Origin of the sequence: Enterobacter cloacae complex sp. SHL009 (assembly GCF_049237205.1) — a bacterium.
Lineage (GTDB): Bacteria > Pseudomonadota > Gammaproteobacteria > Enterobacterales > Enterobacteriaceae > Enterobacter > Enterobacter cloacae_M.
Genome location: NZ_JBMKIW010000011.1, coordinates 85318 through 109596 on the forward strand (window position 1 = coordinate 85318; position 24279 = coordinate 109596).

23 protein-coding genes are annotated in these 24279 nt (G+C 56.7%); 6 read left to right on the top strand and 17 right to left on the bottom strand.

What is annotated here, in order from left to right:
• Positions 1 to 251: 251 nt before the first annotated feature.
• From livF to livK, 5 genes are read right to left on the bottom strand one after another with little or no spacing between them, the layout of a single operon-like run.
• Positions 252 to 965: a high-affinity branched-chain amino acid ABC transporter ATP-binding protein LivF gene (gene livF, locus ACOTZC_RS20540; RefSeq protein ID WP_008500102.1), complete on the bottom strand. Its 714-nt coding sequence runs from the start codon at positions 963 to 965 to the stop codon at positions 252 to 254.
• 1 nt (position 966) lies between these two features.
• On the bottom strand, positions 967 to 1734 hold the full coding sequence (gene livG, locus ACOTZC_RS20545) for a high-affinity branched-chain amino acid ABC transporter ATP-binding protein LivG (RefSeq protein ID WP_023310024.1): 768 nt from the start codon (positions 1732 to 1734) through the stop codon (positions 967 to 969).
• On the bottom strand, positions 1731 to 3008 hold the full coding sequence (gene livM / locus ACOTZC_RS20550) for a branched chain amino acid ABC transporter permease LivM (protein WP_023310023.1): 1278 nt from the start codon (positions 3006 to 3008) through the stop codon (positions 1731 to 1733). Before livM ends, livG begins: the two co-directional genes overlap by 4 nt.
• Positions 3005 to 3931 carry a high-affinity branched-chain amino acid ABC transporter permease LivH gene (gene livH, locus ACOTZC_RS20555; RefSeq protein WP_008500099.1) on the bottom strand — a complete coding sequence of 309 codons (927 nt, stop codon included), beginning with the start codon at positions 3929 to 3931 and terminating at the stop codon, positions 3005 to 3007. The genes livM and livH overlap by 4 nt, the downstream gene beginning before the upstream one ends.
• A 46-nt stretch (positions 3932 to 3977) precedes the next feature.
• Positions 3978 to 5087 (bottom strand): high-affinity branched-chain amino acid ABC transporter substrate-binding protein LivK, encoded by a 1110-nt coding sequence (livK, locus tag ACOTZC_RS20560; RefSeq protein ID WP_063408489.1) that lies wholly within the window; start codon positions 5085 to 5087, stop codon positions 3978 to 3980.
• Between the two features lie 424 nt (positions 5088 to 5511).
• On the opposite strand from livK, the gene panM reads away from it, so the two are divergent.
• A complete protein-coding gene (panM, locus tag ACOTZC_RS20565; protein ID WP_023310021.1) occupies positions 5512 to 5901 on the top strand; it encodes an aspartate 1-decarboxylase autocleavage activator PanM in 390 nt (129 codons plus the stop codon).
• 78 nt (positions 5902 to 5979) lie between these two features.
• Here the strand turns inward: panM and livJ are convergent, their stop codons facing one another.
• The 6 genes from livJ to ftsY all read right to left on the bottom strand — a co-directional run bounded on the left by livJ (position 5980) and on the right by ftsY (position 12965).
• Positions 5980 to 7080, bottom strand: a complete 1101-nt coding sequence (gene livJ, locus ACOTZC_RS20570; protein ID WP_021242735.1) for a branched chain amino acid ABC transporter substrate-binding protein LivJ — start codon at positions 7078 to 7080, stop codon at positions 5980 to 5982.
• Between the two features lie 197 nt (positions 7081 to 7277).
• On the bottom strand, positions 7278 to 8543 hold the full coding sequence (locus tag ACOTZC_RS20575) for a 4-aminobutyrate--2-oxoglutarate transaminase (protein ID WP_045402525.1): 1266 nt from the start codon (positions 8541 to 8543) through the stop codon (positions 7278 to 7280).
• A gap of 136 nt (positions 8544 to 8679) precedes the next feature.
• Positions 8680 to 9537 (bottom strand): RNA polymerase sigma factor RpoH, encoded by an 858-nt coding sequence (rpoH, locus tag ACOTZC_RS20580; protein WP_023310018.1) that lies wholly within the window; start codon positions 9535 to 9537, stop codon positions 8680 to 8682.
• Positions 9538 to 9788: 251 nt separating this feature from the next.
• A complete protein-coding gene (gene ftsX, locus ACOTZC_RS20585; RefSeq protein ID WP_045909157.1) occupies positions 9789 to 10844 on the bottom strand; it encodes a permease-like cell division protein FtsX in 1056 nt (351 codons plus the stop codon).
• On the bottom strand, positions 10837 to 11502 hold the full coding sequence (gene ftsE, locus ACOTZC_RS20590; protein ID WP_025758973.1) for a cell division ATP-binding protein FtsE: 666 nt from the start codon (positions 11500 to 11502) through the stop codon (positions 10837 to 10839). Before ftsE ends, ftsX begins: the two co-directional genes overlap by 8 nt.
• 2 nt (positions 11503 to 11504) lie before the next feature.
• Positions 11505 to 12965, bottom strand: coding sequence for a signal recognition particle-docking protein FtsY (gene ftsY, locus ACOTZC_RS20595; RefSeq protein ID WP_252041434.1), 1461 nt, complete (start codon positions 12963 to 12965; stop codon positions 11505 to 11507).
• A gap of 127 nt (positions 12966 to 13092) precedes the next feature.
• Between ftsY and rsmD the strand changes: the two genes are divergently transcribed.
• Together rsmD and ACOTZC_RS20605 are read left to right on the top strand one after the other, a co-directional pair.
• Positions 13093 to 13695, top strand: a complete 603-nt coding sequence (gene rsmD / locus ACOTZC_RS20600; protein ID WP_023310014.1) for a 16S rRNA (guanine(966)-N(2))-methyltransferase — start codon at positions 13093 to 13095, stop codon at positions 13693 to 13695.
• Positions 13679 to 13960: a DUF1145 family protein gene (locus ACOTZC_RS20605; protein WP_010436509.1), complete on the top strand. Its 282-nt coding sequence runs from the start codon at positions 13679 to 13681 to the stop codon at positions 13958 to 13960. The genes rsmD and ACOTZC_RS20605 overlap by 17 nt, the downstream gene beginning before the upstream one ends.
• 64 nt (positions 13961 to 14024) lie before the next feature.
• Here the strand turns inward: ACOTZC_RS20605 and ACOTZC_RS20610 are convergent, their stop codons facing one another.
• Entirely contained in the window at positions 14025 to 14384 is a 360-nt protein-coding gene (locus ACOTZC_RS20610; RefSeq protein ID WP_045402536.1) for a DUF2500 domain-containing protein, read from the bottom strand.
• 129 nt (positions 14385 to 14513) lie between these two features.
• Here ACOTZC_RS20610 and ACOTZC_RS20615 point away from each other — a divergent pair, with 129 nt between their 5' ends.
• Together ACOTZC_RS20615 and zntA are read left to right on the top strand one after the other, a co-directional pair.
• Complete coding sequence (locus ACOTZC_RS20615; protein ID WP_023310011.1) at positions 14514 to 15140, top strand: lysoplasmalogenase; 627 nt, start codon at positions 14514 to 14516, stop codon at positions 15138 to 15140.
• A gap of 76 nt (positions 15141 to 15216) precedes the next feature.
• Positions 15217 to 17388, top strand: coding sequence for a Zn(II)/Cd(II)/Pb(II) translocating P-type ATPase ZntA (gene zntA / locus ACOTZC_RS20620; protein ID WP_348941711.1), 2172 nt, complete (start codon positions 15217 to 15219; stop codon positions 17386 to 17388).
• A gap of 87 nt (positions 17389 to 17475) precedes the next feature.
• Here zntA and ubiA read toward each other — a convergent pair whose 3' ends face one another.
• The 5 genes from ubiA to malK form a co-directional block, all read right to left on the bottom strand.
• Positions 17476 to 18345, bottom strand: a complete 870-nt coding sequence (ubiA, locus tag ACOTZC_RS20625; protein WP_047173658.1) for a 4-hydroxybenzoate octaprenyltransferase — start codon at positions 18343 to 18345, stop codon at positions 17476 to 17478.
• A gap of 12 nt (positions 18346 to 18357) precedes the next feature.
• Entirely contained in the window at positions 18358 to 18855 is a 498-nt protein-coding gene (ubiC, locus tag ACOTZC_RS20630) for a chorismate lyase (RefSeq protein ID WP_421635979.1), read from the bottom strand.
• A gap of 180 nt (positions 18856 to 19035) precedes the next feature.
• Entirely contained in the window at positions 19036 to 19995 is a 960-nt protein-coding gene (gene malM, locus ACOTZC_RS20635) for a maltose operon protein MalM (RefSeq protein WP_045402588.1), read from the bottom strand.
• Between the two features lie 111 nt (positions 19996 to 20106).
• Positions 20107 to 21432, bottom strand: coding sequence for a maltoporin (locus tag ACOTZC_RS20640; RefSeq protein ID WP_045402550.1), 1326 nt, complete (start codon positions 21430 to 21432; stop codon positions 20107 to 20109).
• 71 nt (positions 21433 to 21503) lie between these two features.
• A complete protein-coding gene (malK, locus tag ACOTZC_RS20645; protein ID WP_023310005.1) occupies positions 21504 to 22613 on the bottom strand; it encodes a maltose/maltodextrin ABC transporter ATP-binding protein MalK in 1110 nt (369 codons plus the stop codon).
• A gap of 370 nt (positions 22614 to 22983) precedes the next feature.
• Here malK and malE point away from each other — a divergent pair, with 370 nt between their 5' ends.
• A complete protein-coding gene (gene malE, locus ACOTZC_RS20650; protein ID WP_047174688.1) occupies positions 22984 to 24174 on the top strand; it encodes a maltose/maltodextrin ABC transporter substrate-binding protein MalE in 1191 nt (396 codons plus the stop codon).
• Positions 24175 to 24279 lie beyond the last annotated feature (105 nt).

Consider the following 24279-nt stretch of genomic DNA (forward strand, 5'->3'; position numbering starts at 1 on the left):
TCATCTCTCTTATTGTGCCGGATGCGCGATATCACGCGTTTTATGCTCGCGAGGTAACATGACATGCTCGAATTACAGAAAAATAACTGTTTGTTTACAGATAAGTGACAGCCAGGCGTCAGGGGGATGATGGTTGTGTGAAGGGGGATGGGGGGGTTAGGTGCGGTCTGGAGCCCACACCCCGACCCTCTCCCACGGGGAGAGGGAGCAAACACTAAAAAAGGCAACTTGCGTTGCCTTTTTGCTTTTACCTATCCGCCCAGGTACGCGCTCCGCACCGCCTCGTTCGCCAGCAGCGCGTCGCCGGTATCCTCCAGCACCACGCGGCCGTTCTCCAGCACGTAGCCACGGTCGGCGAGCTTCAGCGCCTGGTTGGCGTTCTGCTCGACGAGGAAGATAGTCATCCCCTCTTTGCGCAGCTGCTCAATGGTGTCAAAAATCTGCTGGATGATGATCGGCGCCAGACCGAGCGACGGTTCGTCCAGCAGCAGCAGGCGCGGTTGGCTCATCAGCGCGCGGCCAATCGCCAGCATCTGCTGCTCACCGCCGGACATGGTGCCCGCACGCTGGATGCGGCGCTCCCACAGGCGCGGGAAGAGTTCGTATACCCACTTGATGCGGGTCTGGTATTCATCGCGGTGAGCGAAGAAACCGCCCATCGCCAGGTTCTCTTCCACCGTCATACGCGAGAATACGCGGCGCCCTTCCGGAACAATCGCCACCGCCTCGCGCATGATTCTGGCGGTCTGCCAGTCGGTAATGTCTTTACCATCGAACACAATACGCCCGCTGGTGGCGCGCGGGTCGCCGCACAGGGTGCCGAGCAGCGTGGTTTTGCCCGCGCCGTTGGCGCCAATCAGGGTCACGATTTCACCCTGATTGATATGCAGGCTGACGTCGTGCAGCGCCTGGATCTTGCCGTAGTGCGCGTTGACCTTGTCGAACGTTAACATCGCTTTTTCCATCTTATGCCTCACCAAGGTATGCGCGGATCACGTCCGGGTTGTTGCGGATCTCTTCCGGCGTGCCGTTTGCCAGCGGCGTGCCCTGGTTTACCACGTAGATACGGTCCGAAATGCCCATTACCAGCTTCATGTCGTGCTCAATCAGCAGGATGGTGGTGTCGTGACTGTCGCGCAGCTCGGCAATCAGCTCGTCCAGCTCTTTGGTCTCTTTCGGGTTGAGCCCTGCCGCCGGTTCGTCGAGCATCAGGATTTCCGGCTGCGTCACCATGCAGCGCACGATTTCCAGGCGGCGCTGGTCGCCGTAGGCCAGGTTGCTCGCCTGACGGTTGGCGTGCTGCAGCAGGCCAATGCGGTCGAGCCAGGTGGCGGCGCGGTCAAGCGCTTCATCCTGCGCGCGGCGGAAGGCCGGGGTTTTCAGCAGGCCGGAGAACAGCCCGGTTTTCAGCTGCTGATGCTGTGCCACCAGCAGGTTCTCAATCACCGTCATCTCGCGGAACAGACGCACGTGCTGGAAGGTACGCACTACGCCCATGCGGGCGATCTGCTGGCCAGGCAGCCCTTCCAGGTGCTGATCGCGCAGCATGATAGTGCCACCCGTTGGCTTGTAGAAGCCGGTCAGGCAGTTAAAGACCGTGGTTTTCCCCGCGCCGTTCGGACCAATCAGGGAGACAATCTCTTTCTTGTGCAGATCCAGATTCACGTTGTTGACCGCCAGCAGGCCTCCAAAACGCATCATCAGGCCGTTAACGGATAATAATGGCTGACTCATGCCTGCTCTCCTTTCGCTTGCCCGTTCTTCAGCTTCAGCTGTGGACGGGTCATCGGCAGCAGACCCTGCGGACGCCAGATCATCATCAGCACCATCAAACCACCCAGCATCAGCATGCTGTATTCGTTAAAGTCGCGCATCAGCTCGCGTGAGACCACCAGCAGGATGGCCGCGAGGATAACGGCAAACTGCGAGCCCATCCCGCCGAGCACCACAATTGCCAGCACAAAGGCGGATTCGGCAAAGGTGAACGATTCCGGGCTAACGAAGCCCTGACGCGCGGCAAACAGCGTTCCGGCGAAACCAGCAAACGCGGCGCTGATGGTGAACGCGGTCAGCTTGATGCGGGTCGGGTTCAGGCCCAGAGAGCGGCAGGCGATCTCATCTTCACGCAGCGCTTCCCACGCGCGGCCCAGCGGCATGCGCAGCAGGCGGTTGATCACGAACAGGGTAATCACCACCAGCAGCAGCGCCACCAGATAGAGCCAAATCACGCGGTCGGACGGGTCATACTTCACGCCGAAGAAGTTGCTGAAGGTGTCCCAGCCGCCTTCGCGGGCGGTACGGCTGAACTCCAGACCAAAGAAGGTTGGTTTCGGGATCTGGCTGATGCCGTTCGGGCCGCCGGTCACTTCGGTGTTGTTGAGCAGCAGGATACGGACGATTTCGCCGAAGCCTAAGGTCACAATCGCCAGGTAGTCACCGCGCAGACGCAGCACCGGGAAGCCAAGCAGGAAGCCAGCAGCGGCAGAGACCAGCCCCGCCAGCGGCAGGCAGGTCCAGAAGCCGAGGCCGTAATAGTGGTTCAGCAGCGCGAAGGTATAGGCGCCGATGGCGTAGAAGCCGCCGTAGCCCAGCACCAGCAGGCCCGAGAGCCCCACGACCACGTTCAGACCGAGGCCGAGAATCACGTAGATCATGGTCAGAGTGGCGATATCCACGGTGCCGCGAGACACCACAAACGGCCACGCCACGGCGGCCACCAGCAGCGCCACGAGGAACAGCTTCTGCTTAACCGTAGAACCGTCGATTGCCGGCAGCACGAATTTCGGACCGGAGACGTTTTTCAGCGTCTTCTGGAACAGCGGACGCAGCAGCTGGAACAGGAACACCACGGCCGTACCGATAAATACCCACTGCCAGCGAATGTCAGCTGCGGTATCGACAACCAGTTTAGTGCCATTCAGCTCAAGCTGGACGCCCATAAAGACGCTGGCCAGCACGAAGAACATGGCGGCAGAGAGCAGCGCCATTGCAAAATGCATCGGTTTCATACTTTCTCTACCTCCGGACGGCCCAGAATACCGGTAGGCATCACCAGCAGAACCAGAATCAGCAGGGCAAACGACACCACGTCTTTATATTCCGTGCTCAGGTACGCCGAGGAGAGCGCTTCCGCCACGCCCAGGATCAGGCCGCCGATCATCGCGCCCGGAATACTGCCGATACCGCCCAGAACCGCCGCGGTGAAGGCTTTCATCCCGGCCATGAAGCCGATGTACGGGTTGATCACGCCGTAGAACTGGCCGAGCAGGACACCCGCCACCGCCGCCATCGCGGCGCCAATCACGAAGGTCAGGGCAATCACGCGGTCGGTGTTGATGCCGAGGAGACTCGCCATCTTCAGGTCTTCCGCGCAGGCGCGGCAGGCGCGTCCCATACGCGAGTAGCGGATGAACAGCGTCAGGGCGAGCATCGCAATAAAGGTCACGACCCAGATAACCAGCTGCATGGTGGTGATAGAGGCCGCGAAGTTTTCGCTGGCCCCCACAATCCACTGGCCGTTAAACAGGCTTGGCAGCGCCACGTCGCGCGAACCTTCGGTCAGGCTGACGTAGTTTTGCAGGAAGATCGACATCCCGATCGCGGAAATCAGCGCAATCAGGCGCTTGGAGCTGCGCACCGGCCGGTAGGCCACGCGCTCAATGCTCCAGCCGTAGGCGCTGGCAATCACAATCGCGCCGACAAACCCGGCGGCGACCAGCAGCCAGCTGCTGTCGATGCCCATCATCATCAGGGCGGCGATAATCATGAAAGAGACGTAGCTACCGATCATGTACACCTCGCCGTGGGCGAAGTTGATCATGCCGATAATGCCGTAAACCATCGTATAGCCGATGGCGATCAGCGCGTAGGTGCTTCCCAGCGTAACGCCGTTAAACATCTGCTGCAGGAAATAGAGAAACTGCTCGGACATATGCAAACCTTTTTATACCCGCCCGTCATGCCGGGCGGTGGGATGATTATTTGGCGGCCGAGGATGAACCGTCGGCGTGCCATTTAAAGACACCAAACTCAAATCCCTTCAGATCGCCTTTCTCATCCCAGTTCAGCGGCCCAATCACGGTGTTCGCCCCGTGTGCTTTTAAATCTTTAACCAGATCCAGCGGTTCTTTGCTGCCGGAGCGATCCAGCGCGGTGGCCAGAGACTGTACGGCCGCGTAGGTGATCCAGACGTATGGACCACTTGGATCTTTCTTCTGCGCCTTGAGCGCATCCACGATAGCCTTGTTGGCCGGATCCTGGTCATAGCGTTTTGGCATCGTTACCAGCATGCCTTCGGCAGAATCCCCCGCGATATTTGACAGGGAGGCATTGCCCACGCCCTCTGGCCCCATAAACTGGGTTTTCAAACCGGTGGCGCGCGCCTGACGCAGCATCTGCCCCATCTCCGGGTAATAGCCGCCGTAGTAAACGAAGTCGATATTCTCTTTTTGCAGGCGGGCAATCAGCGCGGAGAAGTCTTTCTCACCGGCGGTAATGCCGTCGAAGAAGACGATGTTCGCGCCGCCTTTTTTCAGGCCGTCCTGCACGGAGCGCGCCAGGCCTTCGCCGTACTGCTGTTTGTCATGAATAATGGCAATGCGCTGTGGCTTAACGGTCTCGAGGATGTATTTGGCGGCGGTGGGGCCCTGCGAGGAGTCCAGACCGGCGGTACGCATAATGTGCTGGTAGCCGCGCTGGGTCAGTTCCGGGTTCGTTGCGCCTGGGGTGATCATCAGTATGCCTTCGTCTTCGTAGATATCAGACGCAGGCTGCGTGGAGGATGAGCACAGGTGGCCGATCACATACTGGATACCGTCGTTGACGATTTTGTTGGCGACCGCGACGGCCTGTTTAGGATCGCAGGCGTCGTCATATTCCACGCCCACCAGCTTGTCGCCTTTGATGCCGCCCTTGGCGTTGATGTCTTTGATGGCCTGGCGCGCGCCGTTGAACTCCATGTCACCCCACTGGGCAACAGGGCCGGACATCGCCCCCACTACCGCAACCTTAATGTCGTCTGCCATAGCGGCATGCGAGATCGACAGTGCGACCATCCCCGCGATAAACGTCTTCGCGTTCCTTTTCATCTCTGAATCCCCATTCGTGATGTCGTGTTTATATTTTGTTTTATTATGGTTAAAAAGCATTCTGTACTTTTAATGAACAACGCTATTTTTACCAGTGCCTTTAATGATTTAGCGCAGGTTTTTGTCAAAAACAAGACTAAAATCTCTATTTTTCAGGCGATTAAGCAAAGATAATATTCTGAAATCAGGCAGAGATAAACAAATAAAAGTGCAGTTTGCAGCATAAAATAACGGTACAAAGCGCCGAATAAATCACTACCGTTCAGGTTAAAATTCTGCTTATTTTTCGATCCATGTGTTTTCAAACTGCCCATTGCGTTGCCAAAAAACTAATCACCTGGTTAATGAGAATAAAAAGAGGAAGCCGCTGAGTGAATAAATTGAGTACACTGCCCCTACTCAATCTGATTTGGACAAGTGGCTAATGAAACTGACTATCGTGCGTCTGGTGACCTTTAGCGACCAGGATCATATCGACCTGGGCAAGATCTGGCCGGAATATTCCCCTTCGTCGCTGCGCGTTGATGAGACCCACCGCATTTATGCCGCGCGTTTTAACGAACGCCTGCTGGCTGCGGTTCGCGTAACCCTGAGCGGTACAGAAGGGGCGCTGGACTCGCTGCGCGTGCGTGACGTCACCCGTCGTCGCGGTGTGGGACAGTATTTAATTGAAGAAGTGATCCGCGAAAACCCGAGCGTGACCTCATGGTGGATGGCTGACGTGGGCGTGGAAGACCGCGGCGTGATGGCGGCGTTTATGCAGGCGTTAGGGTTTACGGCGCAGGAGAGCGGTTGGGAGAAGCGCCAGGGCTGATTTGTGCTGCCTGATGCCCTCACCCACGGGGAGAGGGAGAAAACATTAAAAAAGGCAACTTACGTTGCCTTTTTGCTTTTATTTTGCGTCTGTCGCCGTGCCGTTAGCATGCCAGTCAAACACGCCGAACTCAAAGCCCTTCAGGTCGCCCTTCGTGTCCCAGGAGAGTGGTCCCATGACGGTCTCGACGGTATTCGCTTTCAGCCAGGTGGCAATCTCAGCCGGATCGGCCGACTGGTTCAGGCCCGCCTGCAGCGACTGCAGCGCCGCGTAGGTGGTCCAGACGAACGCGCCGCTTGGATCCTGTTTCTTCGCCTTGATGGCATCTACGATAGGTTTGTTCGCAGGGACCTGATCGTAGTTCTTCGGTTTGGTTACCAGCAGGCCTTCGGCTGATTCACCCGCAATGTTGGACAGGGAAACGTTCGCTACGCCTTCCGGCCCCATAAACTGGGTTTTCAGGCCCGCAGCGCGCGCCTGGCGCAGGATCTGGCCCATTTCCGGGTGGTAGCCACCGTAGTAAACGAAATCAATATTCTCTTTCTTCAGACGCGCTACCAGGGTGGAGAAGTCTTTCTCACCGGCAGTGATCCCGTCGAAGAACACCACGTCGGCATTCGCTTTCTTGAGGTTATCCTGCACTGAACGCGCCAGACCTTCACCGTACTGCTGCTTGTCATGAACGATGGCAATGCGCTTCGGCTTCACTTTTTCAACGATGTATTTCGCCGCGGTTGGGCCCTGGTCTGAGTCCAGGCCGGTGGTGCGCAGGGTCAGCTTGTAGCCACGCGCGGTAAGCTCCGGTGCGGTCGCTGCCGGGGTGATCATCAGAATACCTTCGTCTTCGTAGATGTCAGACGCGGGCTGAGTAGAGGAAGAGCACAGGTGACCGATAACGTATTTGATCCCGTCGTTCACCACTTTGTTCGCGACCGCGACCGCTTGTTTCGGGTCACAGGCATCATCATATTTTACGATCTGCAGTTTTTCGCCTTTGATACCGCCCTTAGCATTAATGTCTGCAACCGCCTGTTCAGCGCCGGTAAATTCCTGGTCGCCGTACTGTGCTACCGGACCGGACATTGCGCCAACCACAGCCACCTTGATGTCTGCCTGTGCCATGGTGCTGAATGCCAACGCGATACATCCTGCCAGTAACGCTTTACCCTTCATGTTCATCCTGAGATTCCCCATTATTATGGTTATTACGATTGTTGTGATGTTGTTGTGCAGCACTTTATGTCAGTTATAGGTGTGCTGTCCGCGCTTTTTCAGCATACTCTGCTAAAACATACCCGATTTTTATGATTTTGGAATAGCTAATTTGAAATGAATATATGATAAGCCCGGCAGGGATTTTCGCCGGGCATATGGCTTTAACGTGTCAGCGACGCGGAGATAATGTCCAGCGCTTTACGGAATTGCGCTTCAGGAATCGTCAGCGGATAGAGGAAACGAATGACGTTGCCGTAGACGCCGCAGCTCAGCAGCAGCAGCCCTTCCTGCAACGCGCGATCCTGCACCTGGCGGGTAAATTCCGGCGAAGGCTGCCCCGTTTGCGGGTCGTTAAACTCCACCGCCACCATCGAGCCCTGCGCGCGAATGTCAGCGATATACGGGCAGCGTTCCTTCGCCTTATTCAGCACTTCCACCAGGTGGTGGCCAAGATGCGCCGAGCGCGTGCAGAGATCCTCTTCATCAATCACGTCGAGCACGGCATGTGCCGCCGCAATCGCCAGCGGGTTTCCGGCGTAGGTACCGCCCAGCCCGCCAGGCGCGGGTGCGTCCATCACTTCCGCACGGCCAGAAACCGCCGAAAGCGGCATCCCGCCCGCCAGGCTTTTCGCCATGGTGATTAGATCGGGCTTCACGCAGTGGTGTTCCATCGAGAACAGCTTGCCGGTACGGGCGAAGCCGCTTTGCACCTCGTCGGCAATCAGCAAAATACCGTGGGTGTCGCACAGGGCGCGCAGCGCCTGCATAAAATCAGCTGGCGCAATGTTGAAACCGCCCTCTCCCTGAACCGGTTCGAGAATAATGGCCGCGACCTGGTCGGGTGCGATATCCGCTTTAAAGATGCGTTCCAGGCTTTTCAACGCTTCCGCCGTGCTGACGCCGTGCAGTTCATTCGGATACTGCGCGTGATACACCGAACCGGGGAACGGGCCAAAGCCGATCTTATACGGCGCAACTTTGCCGGTCAGCGCCATGGTCATAAAGGTGCGACCGTGGAACGCGCCGCCAAAGGTGATAAGGCCTGGACGTTTGGTGTACGCCCGGGCAATTTTGACCGCGTTTTCGACCGCCTCTGCCCCCGTGGAGAAGAACGCGGTTTTGGCCGGACCGTCAACGGGCACGCGCTGGTTGATGCGCTCGGCAAGCGCGACATAGCCTTCGTACGGCACAATCTGGTACGCCGTATGGGTAAACGCGTGGAGCTGTTTTTCAATAGCGGAAATGACTTTTGGATGGCGATGGCCGGTATTCAGCACCGCGATCCCGGCGGCGAAGTCGATGTACTCGTTGCCTTCCACGTCCCACACCGTGGCGTTTTCAGCTTTATCAGCATAGAAGTTACACATTACGCCGATGCCGCGCGGCGTCGCCTGTAAACGCCGGTCGTTCAGTTCGTTATTTTTCACCCTGTCCCCCTGAGAAAGTCGCCTGCTTAGCGCATCAGTAAGTGTTTGCCAGGGGGAGGGAATTCGCCAGAGCGGGCGCTAAAAAAACAAAACCCCCAGACTTTCATCCAGGGGTTCTCGGTGTACTTCGCGAAAATTACGCTTCGATAGCGGCGCGAAGTTTTTTCATGGCGTTCTTTTCAAGCTGACGGACACGTTCCGCAGAAACGCCGTAGCGGTCTGCCAGCTCCTGCAGCGTGGACTTGTTGTCTTCGTCCAGCCAGCGGGCGCGGATAATATCCTGGCTACGCTCGTCGAGGCCTTCCATCGCATGGGTCAGCTTGTTCGCGGCCTGATCTTCCCAGTTATCCTCTTCGATGCCGTCAGCAAAGTTCGAGGTTTTATCCTGCAGATACAGAACCGGTGCCATCGGCTGGCTGTCAGATGCGTCGTCGTCGGAGGACATATCAAAGGTCATGTCCTGCGCGGCCATACGGGATTCCATCTCACGCACGTCTTTGCTGGTTACGCCCAGCTCGCGCGCCACCATTTCCACTTCATCCTGGTTGAACCAGCCCAGACGCTGCTTGGCTTTACGCAGGTTGAAGAACAGTTTGCGTTGCGCTTTTGTCGTGGCGACTTTCACGATACGCCAGTTGCGCAGCACGTATTCATGAATTTCTGCTTTGATCCAGTGCACAGCGAAGGAGACGAGTCGCACACCCACTTCCGGGTTAAAGCGACGCACAGCCTTCATCAGGCCGATGTTACCTTCCTGAATCAAGTCCGCCTGCGGCAGGCCATAGCCCGCATAGTTACGAGCAATGTGAACAACAAAGCGCAGGTGAGACAGGATCAGCTTTTTCGCTGCTTCCAGATCGCCCTGGTAATGCAGCTTTTCAGCAAGCTCCTTTTCTTCCTCGGCCGTTAACATCGGCCAGGTGTTCGCAGCCCGGATATAAGATTCCAGGTTACCAACAGGGGCTAAAGCTAAAGTTTGCATTTCTTTGGTCATTCATTCCTCTCAATGTTTCTTCTGGTCCTGGTCGTCCCCGTCAGGCAACAACCATGCCAAAGCGTTTGAGCAACGAGATTAGCATTCACTCTTTTATCAGACAGTGATTTTATCCACAAGTTCCAGGTGCAACGGTGAATAAATTACGCACAAATTGTGACATGGAGATGATAACAGGGGAAGCGACAACAGGGACGCTTTCCCTGCAGAGCGAGCATCTCGGTGCAGGGAAAGATTATATCACGCTTTTATTAGTCGGGAGTAAAGTGACGTAAATGTTGAACGGTTGCCAGCCAGGCTGCCACCCACCCAATCATCGAACACACCAGCAGCAGCAACAGGCACTCATCGAAGCCTAAGCCACTGATATCAAACTTTGTTCCGAAAACCTGCGCCACTTCAGTGACGGCAGACGAAAGCCGCATCACCAAAATTTCTGACAATATCAGTGAAAGAAATGCGCCGGAAAAACCGAGCAGTGCACCGCCGTAAAGGAACGGTCGGAGGATGAAACCATCCGTTGCACCAATCAGTTTCTGCACGTTGATGGTATCGCGACGGGCGAAAATGCTCAGGCGCACGCTGTTACCGATGACGAGGAAGACCGCCGCCACCATCAGCACGCCAATCATCGCCGCGACGCGTCCTACCAGCCCGGTCAGGGCAGAGAGACGCGCAAACCAGCTGTCGTCCATGCGCACTTCATCAATGCCCTTAATGCGCGTGATGCGATCGCGCAGGGTGTTAAGCGAATCGGTCCCCTGGAAATCCAGCTTCGGGATCACCACCGCAACGGCGGGCAGCGGGTTCTCTTCGAGCATATCCAGCGCGCCGCCAAAGCCAGACCAGTTACGAAACTCGCCCAGCGCGTCTTCACGTGAGAGATAGTTGACCTTCTCCACGCCCTGCTCGGCCTGAATTTGCCCAACCACCTGGGCCGCCGCGTTATCGTCGAGCGCTTTATCCAGATAGACCGTGATCTGCGGGGACGGATAATACTGTGAGGCCGCCTGGTTGACGTTTTTATAGACCATATAGCAGACGCTCGGCAGCGTGAGGGAGATGGCAATCACCATCACCGTCAGGAACGTCGCCAGCGGTTTGCTTTTCAGATCCTGCAGCGCGCCGTGGAAAGCGTAGCGCACCTGCTCGTTGAACACGTTGGTTTTACGGGAGGCCGGTTTTGGCGCGGCCTTCTGGCGCTTCGGCGCATTACGATTGCCGTCACCACCGCCCTGCGGCTTACGGAAACGGTCAAACCGGTTCCCGAACTGCCGAATCTGGTTTATTGCATCACGCTTATTCACCGTGGCCTCCGTGCAAATGCCCGTCGCTCAGGGTCAGCATGCGGTACGAACGACGGGAAATGAGCCCGATGTCGTGCGTCGCCATCAATACGGTGACTCCTACGCGGTTAAATTCCTCAAACAGACGCAAAATCCCTTCTGACAGAGCATCGTCCAGGTTACCGGTCGGTTCATCCGCCAGCAGTACGGCAGGCTTGTTCACCACCGCGCGGGCGATGCCCACGCGCTGCTGTTCACCGCCGGAGAGCTGGATCGGGAAGTTCTTCGCTTTGTCCAGCAGCCCGACCTTATCCAGCGCCGCAGAAACGCGACGGCGGATATCGTCATAGCTGGCGCCGGCAATAATCAGCGGAATGGCCACGTTATCGAAAACGGTGCGATCCATCAGCAGGTGGTGATCCTGGAAAATCATGCCGATCTGACGACGCAGGAACGGCACTTCGCGGTTTTTCAGGCGGCTGATCTCATGACCGCCGAAAAAGATTTTCCCGGCGCTTGGCCGCTCGATCCCACAGATAAGCTTGAGCAGGGTACTTTTCCCCGCGCCGGAATGGCCGGTCAGGAATGCCATCTCGCCCGGCTGCAGGTGGAATGTCACCCCCTGCAGCGCTTGTCTCCCACCGAGATAGGCCTTGCTGACGTGTTCAAAGCGAATCATTGTTAGTCCTCTCGGGCAAATAATGCCTCAATAAAGTCGTCCGCTTTAAACGGACGCAAATCCTCAATACGCTCGCCCACACCGATGTAGCGGATAGGAATGCCGAACTGATCGGCCACGGAGAAGATCACCCCGCCTTTCGCGGTGCCGTCCAGCTTGGTCAGCGCGATCCCGGTCAGTCCTACCGCTTCAGTGAACAGCTTCGCCTGGCTGATGGCGTTCTGTCCGGTGCTGGCATCAATGGTCAGCATAATTTCATGCGGCGCGTCTTCGTCCAGCTTCTTCATGACGCGGACGATTTTCTTCAACTCTTCCATCAGGTGCGATTTGTTCTGCAAACGCCCTGCGGTATCGGCAATCAGCACGTCCACGTTGCGCGCCTTCGCCGCCTGGATGGCATCGAAGATCACGGACGCGGAATCCGCGCCGGTATGCTGGGCAATCACCGGAATGTTGTTGCGCTGGCCCCAGACCTGCAGCTGCTCAACCGCTGCCGCGCGGAAGGTATCGCCTGCCGCCAGCATCACCGATTTGCCCTGCTGCTCGAACTGACGCGCCAGCTTGCCGATGGTGGTGGTTTTACCCACGCCGTTTACGCCAACCATCAGAATAACAAATGGCGTTTTGCCTTCAATATTAAGCGGTTCGTCAACTTTTGCGAGAATTTCGCCCATCTCGTCTTTCAGCAGACCGTACAGCGCTTCGGCGTCGCGCAGCTGTTTGCGGCTCGCCCCTTCGGTCAGATTGGCGATGATCTTACGGGTGGTTTCCACGCCGACGTCCGCAATCAGCAGCTGTTCTTCCAGCTCTTCAAAGAGATCGTCGTCGATCTTCTTGCCGCGGAACAGACTGATAAATCCGGAACCTAAGTTTTCTTTGGTTTTGAGCAGGCTGCGCTTCAGGCGCGCGAAGAAACCTTCTTTGGTCGGTTTTTCCTGCTCCTGGACGCTCTCTTCTTCGGCCTGCTCTTCTACCGGCACGACGATGACCGCTTCTTCCGCGGCTTCTGCCGCCAGCGCCTGGGCTTCCAGCTCTTCGTCGGTCAGCTCTGGCTCGAGTGCCGCTTCTTCTTCCACCGCCTCAACAATTTCAACGGTTTCCGCTTCCGCCTGCCACTCTTCGGCAGAAACCTCTTCGGCTTTCACCTCTTCCGGCAGCGGCAGCTCTTCATGTTCGATAACGGCCTGTGGCGCTTCGGTAATGTCCTCAACGATAATCGGTTCTGGCTGCTCGCTCTCCTGAACCTGTTCAGTGACCTCAACCACCTCTTGTGCAAAGGATTCAATCTCTTCTTTGCTGTGCGCCGTTTCTTCCGCTTCGACAACCGCGGCGGTTTCTACAGGCGTTTCAGGCTGCGACTGCTCTTCAACGGCTTGTTGCTCTTCGGTTTTTTGTTCTGTTTCTTGCTCTTTTTCACCGAAGCCCAGCCAGGAAAAGAAGCCACGTTTTTTTTGTTTTGCCATCTGCGACTACACTCCTCGCGGCGCTATATACATGGAAGCTAAAAAAATGATGAAATAGTCTAACACTTTACTTAATTGACATCACCGCCCGCAATCGCAGGCCAATTGTTAACAGAGCTTTCCTGAGATGAAGAAACCCAACCGCGCCCCGGCCGGTCAAATTCGTATTATCGGCGGTCAGTGGCGAGGCCGGAAATTACCGGTGCCGGACAGCCCCGGTTTACGCCCTACTACCGACCGCGTGCGCGAGACGCTGTTTAACTGGCTGGCCCCGTCAATGGTAGACGCCCACTGCCTGGACTGCTTCGCCGGAAGCGGCGCGCTGGGGCTGGAAGCGCTGTCGCGCTATGCCGCCAGCGCCACGCTGCTGGAGATGGAGCGCGGCGTTGCGCAGACGCTGCAGCAAAATCTGGCGACGCTAAAGGCGAGCAACGCCAAAGTCGTGAACACCAACACGCTGAGTTTTCTTGCGCAGAAAGGCACGCCGCATAACGTGGTGTTTGTCGATCCGCCGTTCCGCAAGGGGCTGCTGGAAGAGACGTTATCCCTGCTGGAGCAAAACGGCTGGCTGGCGGATGACGCGCTAATTTACGTTGAAAGCGAAGTGGAAAACGGTTTGCCACCTGTTCCCGCCCACTGGGATCTGCACCGCGAAAAGGTCGCTGGTCAGGTGGCCTATCGTCTTTATCACCGTCAGGCACAAGGAGGCTCCGATGCCGGTACTGATTAACCTGGGACGTTTGCTGATGCTGGGCGTCTGGGCATTTTTGATTTTAAATCTGGTGCACCCGTTCCCGCGCCCGATGAATATTTTCGTTAACGTCGCGCTGATTTTCACGTCGTTCATGCACGCCCTGCAGATGGTGATGCTGAAAAACGGTCTGCCGAAAGACGGCCCGCAGATGACGGGCTGGCAGCAGCTGCGCGTGTTTATTTTCGGCGTGTTTGAGCTGCTGGTATGGATGAAGAAGTTTAAGGCGCAGGTGAAGAAGTAAGGCGCGGCCTGATGCCCTCACCCTAACCCTCTCCCAAGGGGAGAGGGCCGGGGTGAGGGGAAAATTACCGCTCCGGTTCAAACCCTTCAAACCGCGACCCTTTGTAACTCAACGTCCCTTTCTCCCCCACCGTCAGCTGATGATACTGCTGCGCCTCCAGGCGGAAGGTTATCTCCAGGCCGCCCGCTTCCGGCTTAAAGCTCGCTTCATAGCGCATTGCTGTGCCCGCAGGCGTCACCTGCTGCTGGCGCGAGCGGCGGTCGTTGAGCGGTTTTTCGCGTTTGTTGGTCACCTCCACGCGCTTTTGCATCAGCGGCGCGGCATCATTATCCGCCTTCTCGCGGCGCTGCTGCACGAAACGGAACGAGGCGGCAATGACGATAATCGCCACCACGATAATGAAAAAAAGCGGCATCTTGCTCATTCGACAATCCCATCAGATTTTGCGGAATTCAGGATGCCTTGCCTCCCCCGCCATTGCCAAACGCCCGCCCGCGTCACTACACTGGATCAGAAACTGATTATTCAGACTTAACAGATACAGGGAGTTAATATGCTTTGGTCATTTATCGCTGTCTGTTTTTCCGCATGGCTTTATGTCGATGCGTCGTACCGCGGTCCCACCTGGCAGCGCTGGTTATTTAAACCGGTCACGCTGTTGCTCCTGCTGCTGCTGGCCTGGCAAGCGCCGATGTTCAACGCCGTCAGCTATCTGGTGCTAGCCGGACTGTGTGCATCCCTGATTGGCGATGCCTTAACCCTGCTGCCACGCCAGCGCCTGCTCTACGCCGTTGGGGCGTTCTTCCTGTCGCATCTGCTCTATACCATCTACTTTGCCAGCCAGATGACGCTCTCCTTCTTCTGGCCGCTGCCGCTGGTGCTGCTGGTGATTGGCGCGCTGCTGATTGCGGTGATCTGGTCACGACTGGAAGAGATGCGTTTGCCGGTCTGTACCTTTATCGCCATGACGCTCGTGATGGTGTGGCTGGCGGGCGAGCTGTGGTTCTTCCGTCCGACCGCTCCGGCGATGTCCGCGTTCTTCGGCGCCGCGCTTCTGCTGATCGGGAATATCGTGTGGCTGGGCAGCCACTATCGCCGCCGCTTCCGGGCGGATAACGCGATAGCCTCCGCCTGTTACTTTGCCGGGCATTTCCTGATTGTGCGTTCGCTGTATATCTAAATAGCGCTTGACTCTGGAGTCGACTCCAGAGTGTATGCTGCGGTTAATGAGAAAATTATCATTGCCGGAGACTGCCATGTCGACTCCAGAAATACCTAAAAAAGTTCCTCAATTCTCGGCACTTAAGCTCAGCCCGGCTCCGTCGAAAGACGACTGCTGCTGCGAAGGCGCGTGCGAAACGCCAACTCAACCCCTTCCTGAAAGCGGCAACCGCTACAGCTGGGTCGTCAACGGAATGGACTGCGCGGCCTGCGCCCGCAAGGTGGAAAACGCCGTCAAGCAGGTGCCGGGCGTGAGTCACGTTCAGGTGCTGTTCGCCACCGAAAAGCTGCTGGTCAGCGCCGATAGCGACGTCAGCAAACAGATTGAAGCCGCCGTCAGCAAGGCGGGCTATACCCTGCGCAGCGAAACGGCGCCCGTTGAAAAAGCCTCCTCCCTGAAAGAAAACCTGCCGCTCATTACCCTCACCATCATGATGGCCCTGAGCTGGGGTCTGGAGCAGATTAACCATCCGTTCGGCAATCTGGCGTTTATCGCCACCACGCTGGTCGGCCTGTTCCCGATTGCCCGTCAGGCGCTGCGCCTGATGAAAAGCGGCAGCTGGTTTGCAATCGAAACGCTGATGAGCGTGGCGGCAATCGGCGCGCTGTTCATTGGCGCGACGGCAGAAGCGGCGATGGTGCTGCTGCTGTTTTTAATCGGCGAACGCCTTGAGGGCTGGGCGGCGAGTCGGGCGCGTAAAGGGGTCAGCGCGCTGATGGCGCTGAAGCCGGAAACCGCCACTCGCGTGATAAACGGCACGCGTGAAACGGTCGCCATCAATACGCTGCGCCCGGGCGACGTGATTGAGGTGGCCGCAGGGGGGCGTCTGCCCGCAGACGGCGCGCTGCTTGGCGCCACCGCGAGCTTTGATGAAAGCGCCCTGACCGGGGAATCCATTCCGGTAGAGCGTGTCGCGGGTGAAAAAGTACCTGCTGGCGCCACCAGCGTCGACCGTCTGGTGCAGCTCACCGTGCTTTCCGAGCCGGGCGACAGCGCCATCGACCGTATCCTGAAGCTGATTGAAGAGGCCGAAGAGCGCCGCGCGCCGGTCGAACGCTTTATCGATCGCTTCAGCCGAATTTATACCCCTGCCATCATGCTGGTTGCCCTGCTGGTCACCGTCGTCCCGCCGCTGTTACTTGGCGCGCCGTGGGAGGGCTGGATTTATAAAGGGCTGACGCTGCTGCTGATTGGCTGCCCGTGCGCGCTGGTGATTTCCACCCCGGCTGCGATTACCTCAGGTCTTGCGGCGGCGGCGCGGCGCGGCGCGCTGATTAAGGGCGGCGCGGCGCTGGAGCAGCTGAGCCAGGTCCAGCATATCGCCTTCGATAAAACCGGTACGTTAACCGTGGGTAAGCCGCAGGTAACCGGCGTATATCCGCAGGAAATCAGTGAAGATGAGCTGCTGACCCTGGCCGCCGCCGTTGAACAGGGGTCCACTCACCCGCTGGCGCAGGCGATTGTGCGTGAAGCGCAGGCGCGCGGGCTGGACATCCCTCCGGCAACCGCCCAGCGGGCGCTGGTCGGGTCAGGGATTGAGGCCATCGTTGACGGTAAAAAGGTGCTGATTGTCGCGGCGGGCAAGTCTTCTAATCCAGAGGTTGAGGCGTTAGAACAGACCGGACAAACCGTCGTGACCGTTATGCAGGACGGCGTCGCGAAAGGGATGCTGGCGCTGCGCGATACCCTGCGCGATGACGCCAAAGAAGCCGTGGCGGCGCTGCACAAGCTGGGCGTGCAGGGCGTTATACTCACCGGTGATAACCCTCGCGCGGCGGCAGCGATTGCCGGTGAGCTGGGGCTGGAGTTTAAAGCCGGACTGTTGCCTGCGGATAAGGTCAGCGCCGTGACGGAGCTGAACGCTCGCGCGCCGCTGGCAATGGTCGGTGACGGGATTAACGATGCCCCGGCGATGAAAGCGTCCACCATCGGTATAGCGATGGGCAGCGGTACCGACGTGGCGCTGGAAACGGCCGACGCGGCATTGACGCACAACCGCCTGACCGGGCTGGCGCAGATGATTAGCCTGGCGCGCGCGACGCGGGCCAACATCCGTCAGAACATCGGCATTGCGCTCGGGCTGAAAGGAATTTTCCTCGTGACGACCCTGCTCGGCATGACCGGATTGTGGCTGGCGGTGCTGGCGGATACCGGGGCAACGGTACTGGTGACGGCGAACGCGCTCCGGCTGCTGCGTCGCCGATAAAAAAAGCCCGGTGGCGCTAGCGCTTACCGGGCCTCCATGTCCTGCTAACTCGTAGGTCGGGTAAGGCGAAGCCGCCACCCGACTTTTTTATAAGAAATAGCTCATCGCCAGGCCTAAAAACAGCACCAGACCAACGTAGTTATTGTTCATAAACGCTTTAAAACAGGCGTCACGTTCACGCCTGGCGATCAACTTCTGCTGATAAGCAAACAGCAGTCCCGCCACCAGCACGGACCAGTAAAACTCCCAGTTCAGCCCGTTCAGGCGACCGATCGCAACCATCAGCGCCAGTACCGCAACCTGCAGGATACCGATAATCAGCTTGTCCTGACGACCAAAGAGGATGGCGGTGGACTTGATGCCAATCTTCAGGTCATCGTCGCGATCTACCATCGCGTATTGCGTGTCATACGCCACGGCCCAGAGAATGTTCGCCAGGAACATCAGCCAGCAGCTGAGCGGTAAGGACTCACTAACCGCCGCAAACGCCATCGGAATCGACCAGCCAAACGCCGCGCCCAACACCACCTGAGGCAGGTGGGTATAGCGCTTCATAAACGGATAAACCCAGGCCAGGGCCAGCGCCGCAATGGAAAGCAGAATGGTCATGGTGTTCAGGGTTAACACCAGCAGGAAAGAGAGCAGCACCAGAACAATAAACAGCACGCGGGCTTCTTTCCCGGTGACCTGCCCGCTGGGTAACGGACGACCGGCAGTACGCTTAACATGACCGTCGAATTTACGATCGGCATAGTCATTCACCACGCAGCCCGCCGCGCGCATCAGCCAGACGCCGGCAACGAACACGCCCAGGATCCACAGCGGCGGCACGCCCGGCGTGGCAAGCCACAGCGCCCAGAGGGTCGGCCACAGCAGCAGCAACGCGCCAATCGGTTTATCGGTACGCATTAAGCGGTGATACGCCAACAGCTTATTCTGCGTCAGGCTCCACTCCATTTTTTCTTCCTCTTAGTACAACGGTGATGCCGGTAAAAAAAGCTCCGTCAGTATTAACGGTTTACCGCTCAGGCGAAGGCGGGAACGACGCCCCCACAGTTCAGCATCACGACCAATCTCAATAAAATCCCGGGTAAGCTCAGACGAGGTGAAAAGGTAACGCCCCAGAGGCGTTTTCCCCAGACGTTGCAGCGCGAGCTCTGGCCCGGAAAGGGTGGACTCGGGCACTACCGTCCGTCCGGCAAGCCACGGCTCGCCATCGGCACAGAGCAAAATTTCGCGCAGCCAGTAACGTGGCTCGTGCGGCAGCAGCGGCAGCTCGCTGGCGATCTCATCGCCAGAGACAAACCCTTCCTGAATCAGGGTCACCGTGACCGTTTTACCCTGTTGCTCAAAACGTTTCGTCATGGAATCTTCCAGCAGCAACCAGTCGAGCTGCTGCAGATCAAGCGCAGGTATTTGGTCGAAATAGCGCAGCGCACGCAGTTGCGTTAGCGCAGGGTGTGACATGCCAGACTCTCCGATACATAACGTAATGGCATTGTATCGCAGAAACACGGATTGAGGGGGGCCAAACGTTATTTAACGATCACGATCGCAACATGGGCGCAACAGCCTGGCCGATACGAAAAAAAGTGCGCCCACTCAGGCGCACCAAACTACTAACAAATCAGCACTGTGGGGAAACGGTTACCCCTTGCCTTTTACACTGCTGATAAAGGTGGAACGGGCAGTGGTTGAACCTAAACGTTCGGCTTCATCAAGCAGCTTCAGCGCTTTATCGACATCGCCGCGCTTCACCGCCTGCTTAATGGCGTTGTTGAAGTACTCTTCGGTGTCGTTCAGTACCGGCTCGGCTTTCTTCGCCGAGGCAGGCGCTGCAGTCGCTACCGGTGCGGCTGCCGTGGCAGCGGGTGCGGTATAGGCAGGTGCAGGTGCCGCAGTGTTGCCAACGGTGACAGCAGCAGGGCCAGAGGATCCGAATAACGGCCCGACCAGAATACTGGAGCTGGTGTTTGTTTGAACTTTGAGTTTTAGCGTACCGTTCGTCACATGGCGTGCGACCGGATCAGGAATATCAGGAATAGCGTTACCCGCCCCCTGAGCATAGGATTTTGCCGGATCAATCATTTTGGTGGTGCGCTGCAGATCTTCGGGCGTAGTAAACGCGAGGATATAAATCTTTTGCTGGCCTAAAGCGGGTGTCAGTTTCAGTATGCCCTCAAGGCGGTCAGCCGACATGACGCCGGGTTTCTGATAGGTAAAATAACTGCTAGGGAAAAAAGCTGAAGGCGACATGTTTTGATCAAGCACTAACACGTTTGGTGCAAATACAGAGGGTGTTTTGTCGGCTTCACTGACAAGCGTTAACGTTAACTCACCCACATTTGCAGGGACACTCCATGCAGCAACCGGTCCTGAAATTCCCGGTACATTCAGGGTCTGTCCTGTATTCCCCAACTCGATGGTCTGGGTTTGTGCCACATTCACGGGCACCCAGTTCAGACTTTGCAGTGTGGCAGAGGGGATCGCAGGCGCAGCAGTCGTGTTCTGCGGAACGATATTGACATCAGCCAAGCTCACTGCTGGTAATGCAGCAAACATGCCCGCCGTCAGACAGAGTGCTAAGAGACTTTTTTTCATCGTTATGACCTCATTATTCGAAAGCATGGTAGCCAGGCAATAGCGCATACTTTCCGAGAAATGCGTTATGAGTTAGAGGGGCCTAAGCCCCTCTTTTAAATACATTAACGTCTAAAATTACCACCAGATTTCCATCTGAGCACCGAAGGTCCACTCATCGCTGTCACCACGGCTGGTCGTACCGAACGGAGTTACAGTGCTGTTGCTTGCAGCAGTGGAAGAGAAGTTACCCTCAGAGTCGGTCTTCACGTAACCCCATTTCTCATCCCACTTGGCGTAGGTAGCAAACACGCGAATCGCTGGACGGGACCAGATGCTGTCACCCGCCTGCCACTGTTGTGCCAGAGTGATTTTGTATTGGTCGTTACGATCGCCGGTTTGCTGAGATTTGACGTTGTCATATCCCACTTCCAGCAAGGTGCTCATGATAGGCGTCCATTTGTACATTGGACGCACGCCCACGGTGTACCAGGTGGTACCTTGATTGTTGTCACGATCGATATCCTGATACATACCGACGTACATCAGGTCCCATTTATCCGCCAGCGTGATCGCACCGTGGTCGAGGATACGGATCAGGCTGCCGTCATTATCAACAGCACCCCCACGCGCCTGACCTTTACCCTGAGAAATCATGGAGTCGGTGGCGTACTGCACCACAAACTTGTTGAAGCCTTTCATCATGCTCTGGGTGTGTTCTGCAGTGAACATCCAGCCATCTTTCGATGCACCAGGCTGCAGGTAGTAATCGTCAGGAATGTTGGTATGGCCGTAGTCAACACCCAGTTCCAGAGTACCGCCCGGGTTAATTTCCATACCGGCTAAACGCGCATCAAACACGTCGTTTGGCACTTTGTTGTTATAGGTACGCAGACCGGTATTCGGATCGCGATCGCCAAAAGCCGAGGAGCCGCCGGATTCAGAAGAACGAGTTGCTGCGAGAGAGAGTTTACCTATACCGACATCAACGTTTTCCAGACCTGCACCAGGACCAGAAATATCCCAGTAGTAGAAGTCGATCATGTGAACGTCATGACGTTGATAGAAACGCTTACCTGCCCAAATATTTGCCCCTGGCAGTGAATCAATCAGGTTTTTACCTACGACGTTAAACTCACGCACTGCTGGCGTGTTACTGTCTTCCCAGTCGTTAAGCTGAGCAGTTTTATAGGCGATGTTGGAATCGAAATAGAAGCTCTTGTCCGCTTCTTTCCACACTTCCTGGCCTAATTTAACTTCCGCATAGGTTTCACACTCGTTACCAAGACGATATTTAGAATCCGCACCGGTGGTCTGGAAACATTGTTGTTCACCGCCACTCCCGGTCCAGCCAATGCCGGAACGAGCATAACCTTTAAAGTCCACGGCGCCTGCCTGGGCAGACAGGATGCCTGCCGCAACGGCGATTGCCAGAGGGACTTGTTTGCGCAGAGTAATCATCATTCTATCTCCTGAGATCATTGCTTTTCTTTGAACACTTGACCTGTCGGTTTCGTGTCTTCTTTTGGGATTGCTTAAACGCCTGGCTCTTTATGCAACCGACGACATGCAGTGCCATCCTCACGGAACAGATGGCAACGCTCTGGCGGCAAGCCGATAGCGAATGTGGCACCCTCTTCTACCAACACCACGTCGTTCTGGCGGTAGACCAGGTTCTGACGGATGGCGGGGATCTGGATATGAATCTGTGTTTCGTGACCAAGCTGTTCGACGACCTGAACGTCACCTTCCAGGGTCACATCAGCGATGTGGCTCGGCAGCAGATGCTCAGGGCGAATACCGAGGGACATGTTTGCCCCGACCTGTACGTTGGCGCTGTCGACCGGCAGCCAGACCTGCTGGCGGTTTGGCAGCTCCACCTGTACCTGTTCAATGGCTGTCGCGGTCACTTTGACGGGCAGGAAGTTCATCTTTGGCGAGCCAATGAAGCCCGCAACAAAGCGGTCAGCCGGGTAGTGGTACAGTTCCAGCGGTTTACCCACCTGCGCCACGCGGCCGGCATCCAGCACCACGATTTTGTCGGCGAGGGTCATCGCTTCCACCTGATCGTGAGTGACGTAAATCATCGTTCGGCCAAGACGCTTGTGCAGACGGGAGATTTCAATACGCATCTGGACGCGCAGGGCGGCATCCAGGTTAGAGAGAGGTTCATCGAGCAGGAACACGCGCGGTTCGGCCACCAGGGTACGGCCAATCGCCACACGCTGACGCTGACCACCGGAAAGCGCTTTTGGTTTACGCTCCAGCAGGTGGGCCAGCTGTAACACTTCCGCCACCTGCGTCACGCGCTGGTTAATGACTTCTTTCTTCGCGCCGGCCAGCTTCAGGCCAAAGGACATATTTTCGGCAACGGAAAGGTGTGGATAGAGTGCATAAGACTGGAACACCATACCGACGCCACGTTCGGCAGGCGGGATGTCGTTCATTCGGGTATCACCAATCAGCAGGTCGCCGCTGGTAATCGTTTCAAGACCGGCAATCATACGCAGCAGAGTAGATTTACCACAGCCTGATGGGCCAACAAACACCACGAATTCGCCTTCGTTGATGTCCAGATTGATGTCTTTCGACACCACAACGTCACCCCAGGCTTTCGTTACATTACGCAGCTGTACGCTCGCCATGCCCTTCTCCCTTCGTTACAACCTGTCACCGACAGAAACATTCAAGATAAGTTCACTATGGGGTATCCATTACTTTCCCGAATCCTCCACCCCCCGCCTTTTTTATGGGGGAGGAGGCGGGAGGATGAGGGAGCAGGCTCTGCGACCGCCGCGGGCGGGCTGAGGCAAAATTCGTGAAGCCGCCTGCAAAATTCGGTGGGTTTTTATGTGCGCCAGCACTCATAACTTAAATTTATGCAACGGAGATCACACAAACGGGGGGTGGGGCGTAGGGGTTGGGAGGATGGAAAGAGGATGTCAAATAAGGAGACTGAGTCACGTTGAACCACCTTATGTATCCACGAGCACATCACCAAAAAGGATGGCAGATATGAATATCAAGACTGGCGCACGCGTTTTCGCATTGTCCGCCCTTGCAGCAATGATGGTTTCCGCCCCAGCGCTCGCCAAAATTGAAGAAGGCAAGCTGGTAATCTGGATTAACGGCGACAAGGGCTATAACGGCCTTGCCGAAGTGGGCAAAAAATTCGAAAAAGATACCGGCATCAAAGTTACCGTAGAACACCCGGACAAACTGGAAGAGAAGTTCCCGCAGGTTGCAGCAACCGGCGACGGCCCGGACATCATCTTCTGGGCGCATGACCGTTTCGGGGGTTACGCGCAGTCTGGCCTGCTGGCAGAAGTGACGCCAGATAAAGCCTTCCAGGACAAGCTGTTCCCGTTCACCTGGGATGCCGTTCGCTATAACGGCAAGCTGATCGCTTACCCTATCGCGGTTGAAGCCCTGTCTCTGATTTACAACAAAGACCTGGTACCAAACCCACCGAAAACCTGGGAAGAGATCCCGAAACTGGATAAAGAGCTGAAGGCGAAAGGTAAATCCGCCCTGATGTTCAACCTGCAAGAGCCGTACTTCACCTGGCCGCTCATTGCTGCCGATGGCGGTTACGCGTTCAAGTTTGAAAATGGCAAATACGACGTAAAAGACGTGGGCGTCGACAACGCTGGCGCGAAAGCGGGTCTGACCTTCCTGGTTGACCTCATCAAGAACAAACATATGAACGCGGATACCGATTACTCCATCGCGGAAGCGGCGTTCAACAAAGGCGAAACCGCGATGACCATCAACGGTCCGTGGGCCTGGACCAACATCGACAAGAGCAAAGTCAACTACGGCGTAGCGCTGCTGCCAACCTTCAAAGGCAAGCCGTCTAAACCGTTCGTTGGCGTGCTGAGCGCGGGCATCAACGCCGCCAGCCCGAACAAAGAGCTGGCGAAAGAGTTCCTGGAAAACTACCTGCTGACCGATCAGGGTCTGGATGAAGTGAACAAGGACAAACCGCTGGGCGCCGTCGCGCTGAAATCCTTCCAGGATCAGCTGGCGAAAGACGCACGTATCGCGGCCACCATGGATAACGCCCAGAAAGGCGAAATCATGCCGAACATCCCACAGATGGCCGCGTTCTGGTACGCCACGCGTACCGCGGTCATCAACGCTGCAAGCGGTCGTCAGACTGTCGATGCCGCGCTGAAAGATGCTCAGGGTCGTATTACTAAGTAATGACGTAGTCCCCTCTCCCTTTGGGAGAGGGTTAGGGTGAGGGTTGGCGCTATCCGCACGCCCTCACCCCGGCCCTCTCCCCCAGGAGAGGGAGAAAAGATCAAA

Excerpts from the sequence above, each read along its gene's own strand:
- livF (WP_008500102.1), bottom strand. The coding sequence starts at position 965 with ATGGAAAAAGCGATGTTAACGTTCGACAAGGTCAACGCGCACTACGGC.
- livG (WP_023310024.1), bottom strand. The coding sequence starts at position 1,734 with ATGAGTCAGCCATTATTATCCGTTAACGGCCTGATGATGCGTTTTGGA.
- livM (WP_023310023.1), bottom strand. The coding sequence starts at position 3,008 with ATGAAACCGATGCATTTTGCAATGGCGCTGCTCTCTGCCGCCATGTTC.
- livH (WP_008500099.1), bottom strand. The coding sequence starts at position 3,931 with ATGTCCGAGCAGTTTCTCTATTTCCTGCAGCAGATGTTTAACGGCGTT.
- livK (WP_063408489.1), bottom strand. The coding sequence starts at position 5,087 with ATGAAAAGGAACGCGAAGACGTTTATCGCGGGGATGGTCGCACTGTCG.
- panM (WP_023310021.1), top strand. The coding sequence starts at position 5,512 with ATGAAACTGACTATCGTGCGTCTGGTGACCTTTAGCGACCAGGATCAT.
- livJ (WP_021242735.1), bottom strand. The coding sequence starts at position 7,080 with ATGAACATGAAGGGTAAAGCGTTACTGGCAGGATGTATCGCGTTGGCA.
- rpoH (WP_023310018.1), bottom strand. The coding sequence starts at position 9,537 with ATGACCAAAGAAATGCAAACTTTAGCTTTAGCCCCTGTTGGTAACCTG.
- ftsE (WP_025758973.1), bottom strand. The coding sequence starts at position 11,502 with ATGATTCGCTTTGAACACGTCAGCAAGGCCTATCTCGGTGGGAGACAA.
- ftsY (WP_252041434.1), bottom strand. The coding sequence starts at position 12,965 with ATGGCAAAACAAAAAAAACGTGGCTTCTTTTCCTGGCTGGGCTTCGGT.
- rsmD (WP_023310014.1), top strand. The coding sequence starts at position 13,093 with ATGAAGAAACCCAACCGCGCCCCGGCCGGTCAAATTCGTATTATCGGC.
- ACOTZC_RS20605 (WP_010436509.1), top strand. The coding sequence starts at position 13,679 with ATGCCGGTACTGATTAACCTGGGACGTTTGCTGATGCTGGGCGTCTGG.
- ACOTZC_RS20610 (WP_045402536.1), bottom strand. The coding sequence starts at position 14,384 with ATGAGCAAGATGCCGCTTTTTTTCATTATCGTGGTGGCGATTATCGTC.
- ACOTZC_RS20615 (WP_023310011.1), top strand. The coding sequence starts at position 14,514 with ATGCTTTGGTCATTTATCGCTGTCTGTTTTTCCGCATGGCTTTATGTC.
- zntA (WP_348941711.1), top strand. The coding sequence starts at position 15,217 with ATGTCGACTCCAGAAATACCTAAAAAAGTTCCTCAATTCTCGGCACTT.
- ubiA (WP_047173658.1), bottom strand. The coding sequence starts at position 18,345 with ATGGAGTGGAGCCTGACGCAGAATAAGCTGTTGGCGTATCACCGCTTA.
- ubiC (WP_421635979.1), bottom strand. The coding sequence starts at position 18,855 with ATGTCACACCCTGCGCTAACGCAACTGCGTGCGCTGCGCTATTTCGAC.
- ACOTZC_RS20640 (WP_045402550.1), bottom strand. The coding sequence starts at position 21,432 with ATGATGATTACTCTGCGCAAACAAGTCCCTCTGGCAATCGCCGTTGCG.
- malK (WP_023310005.1), bottom strand. The coding sequence starts at position 22,613 with ATGGCGAGCGTACAGCTGCGTAATGTAACGAAAGCCTGGGGTGACGTT.
- malE (WP_047174688.1), top strand. The coding sequence starts at position 22,984 with ATGAATATCAAGACTGGCGCACGCGTTTTCGCATTGTCCGCCCTTGCA.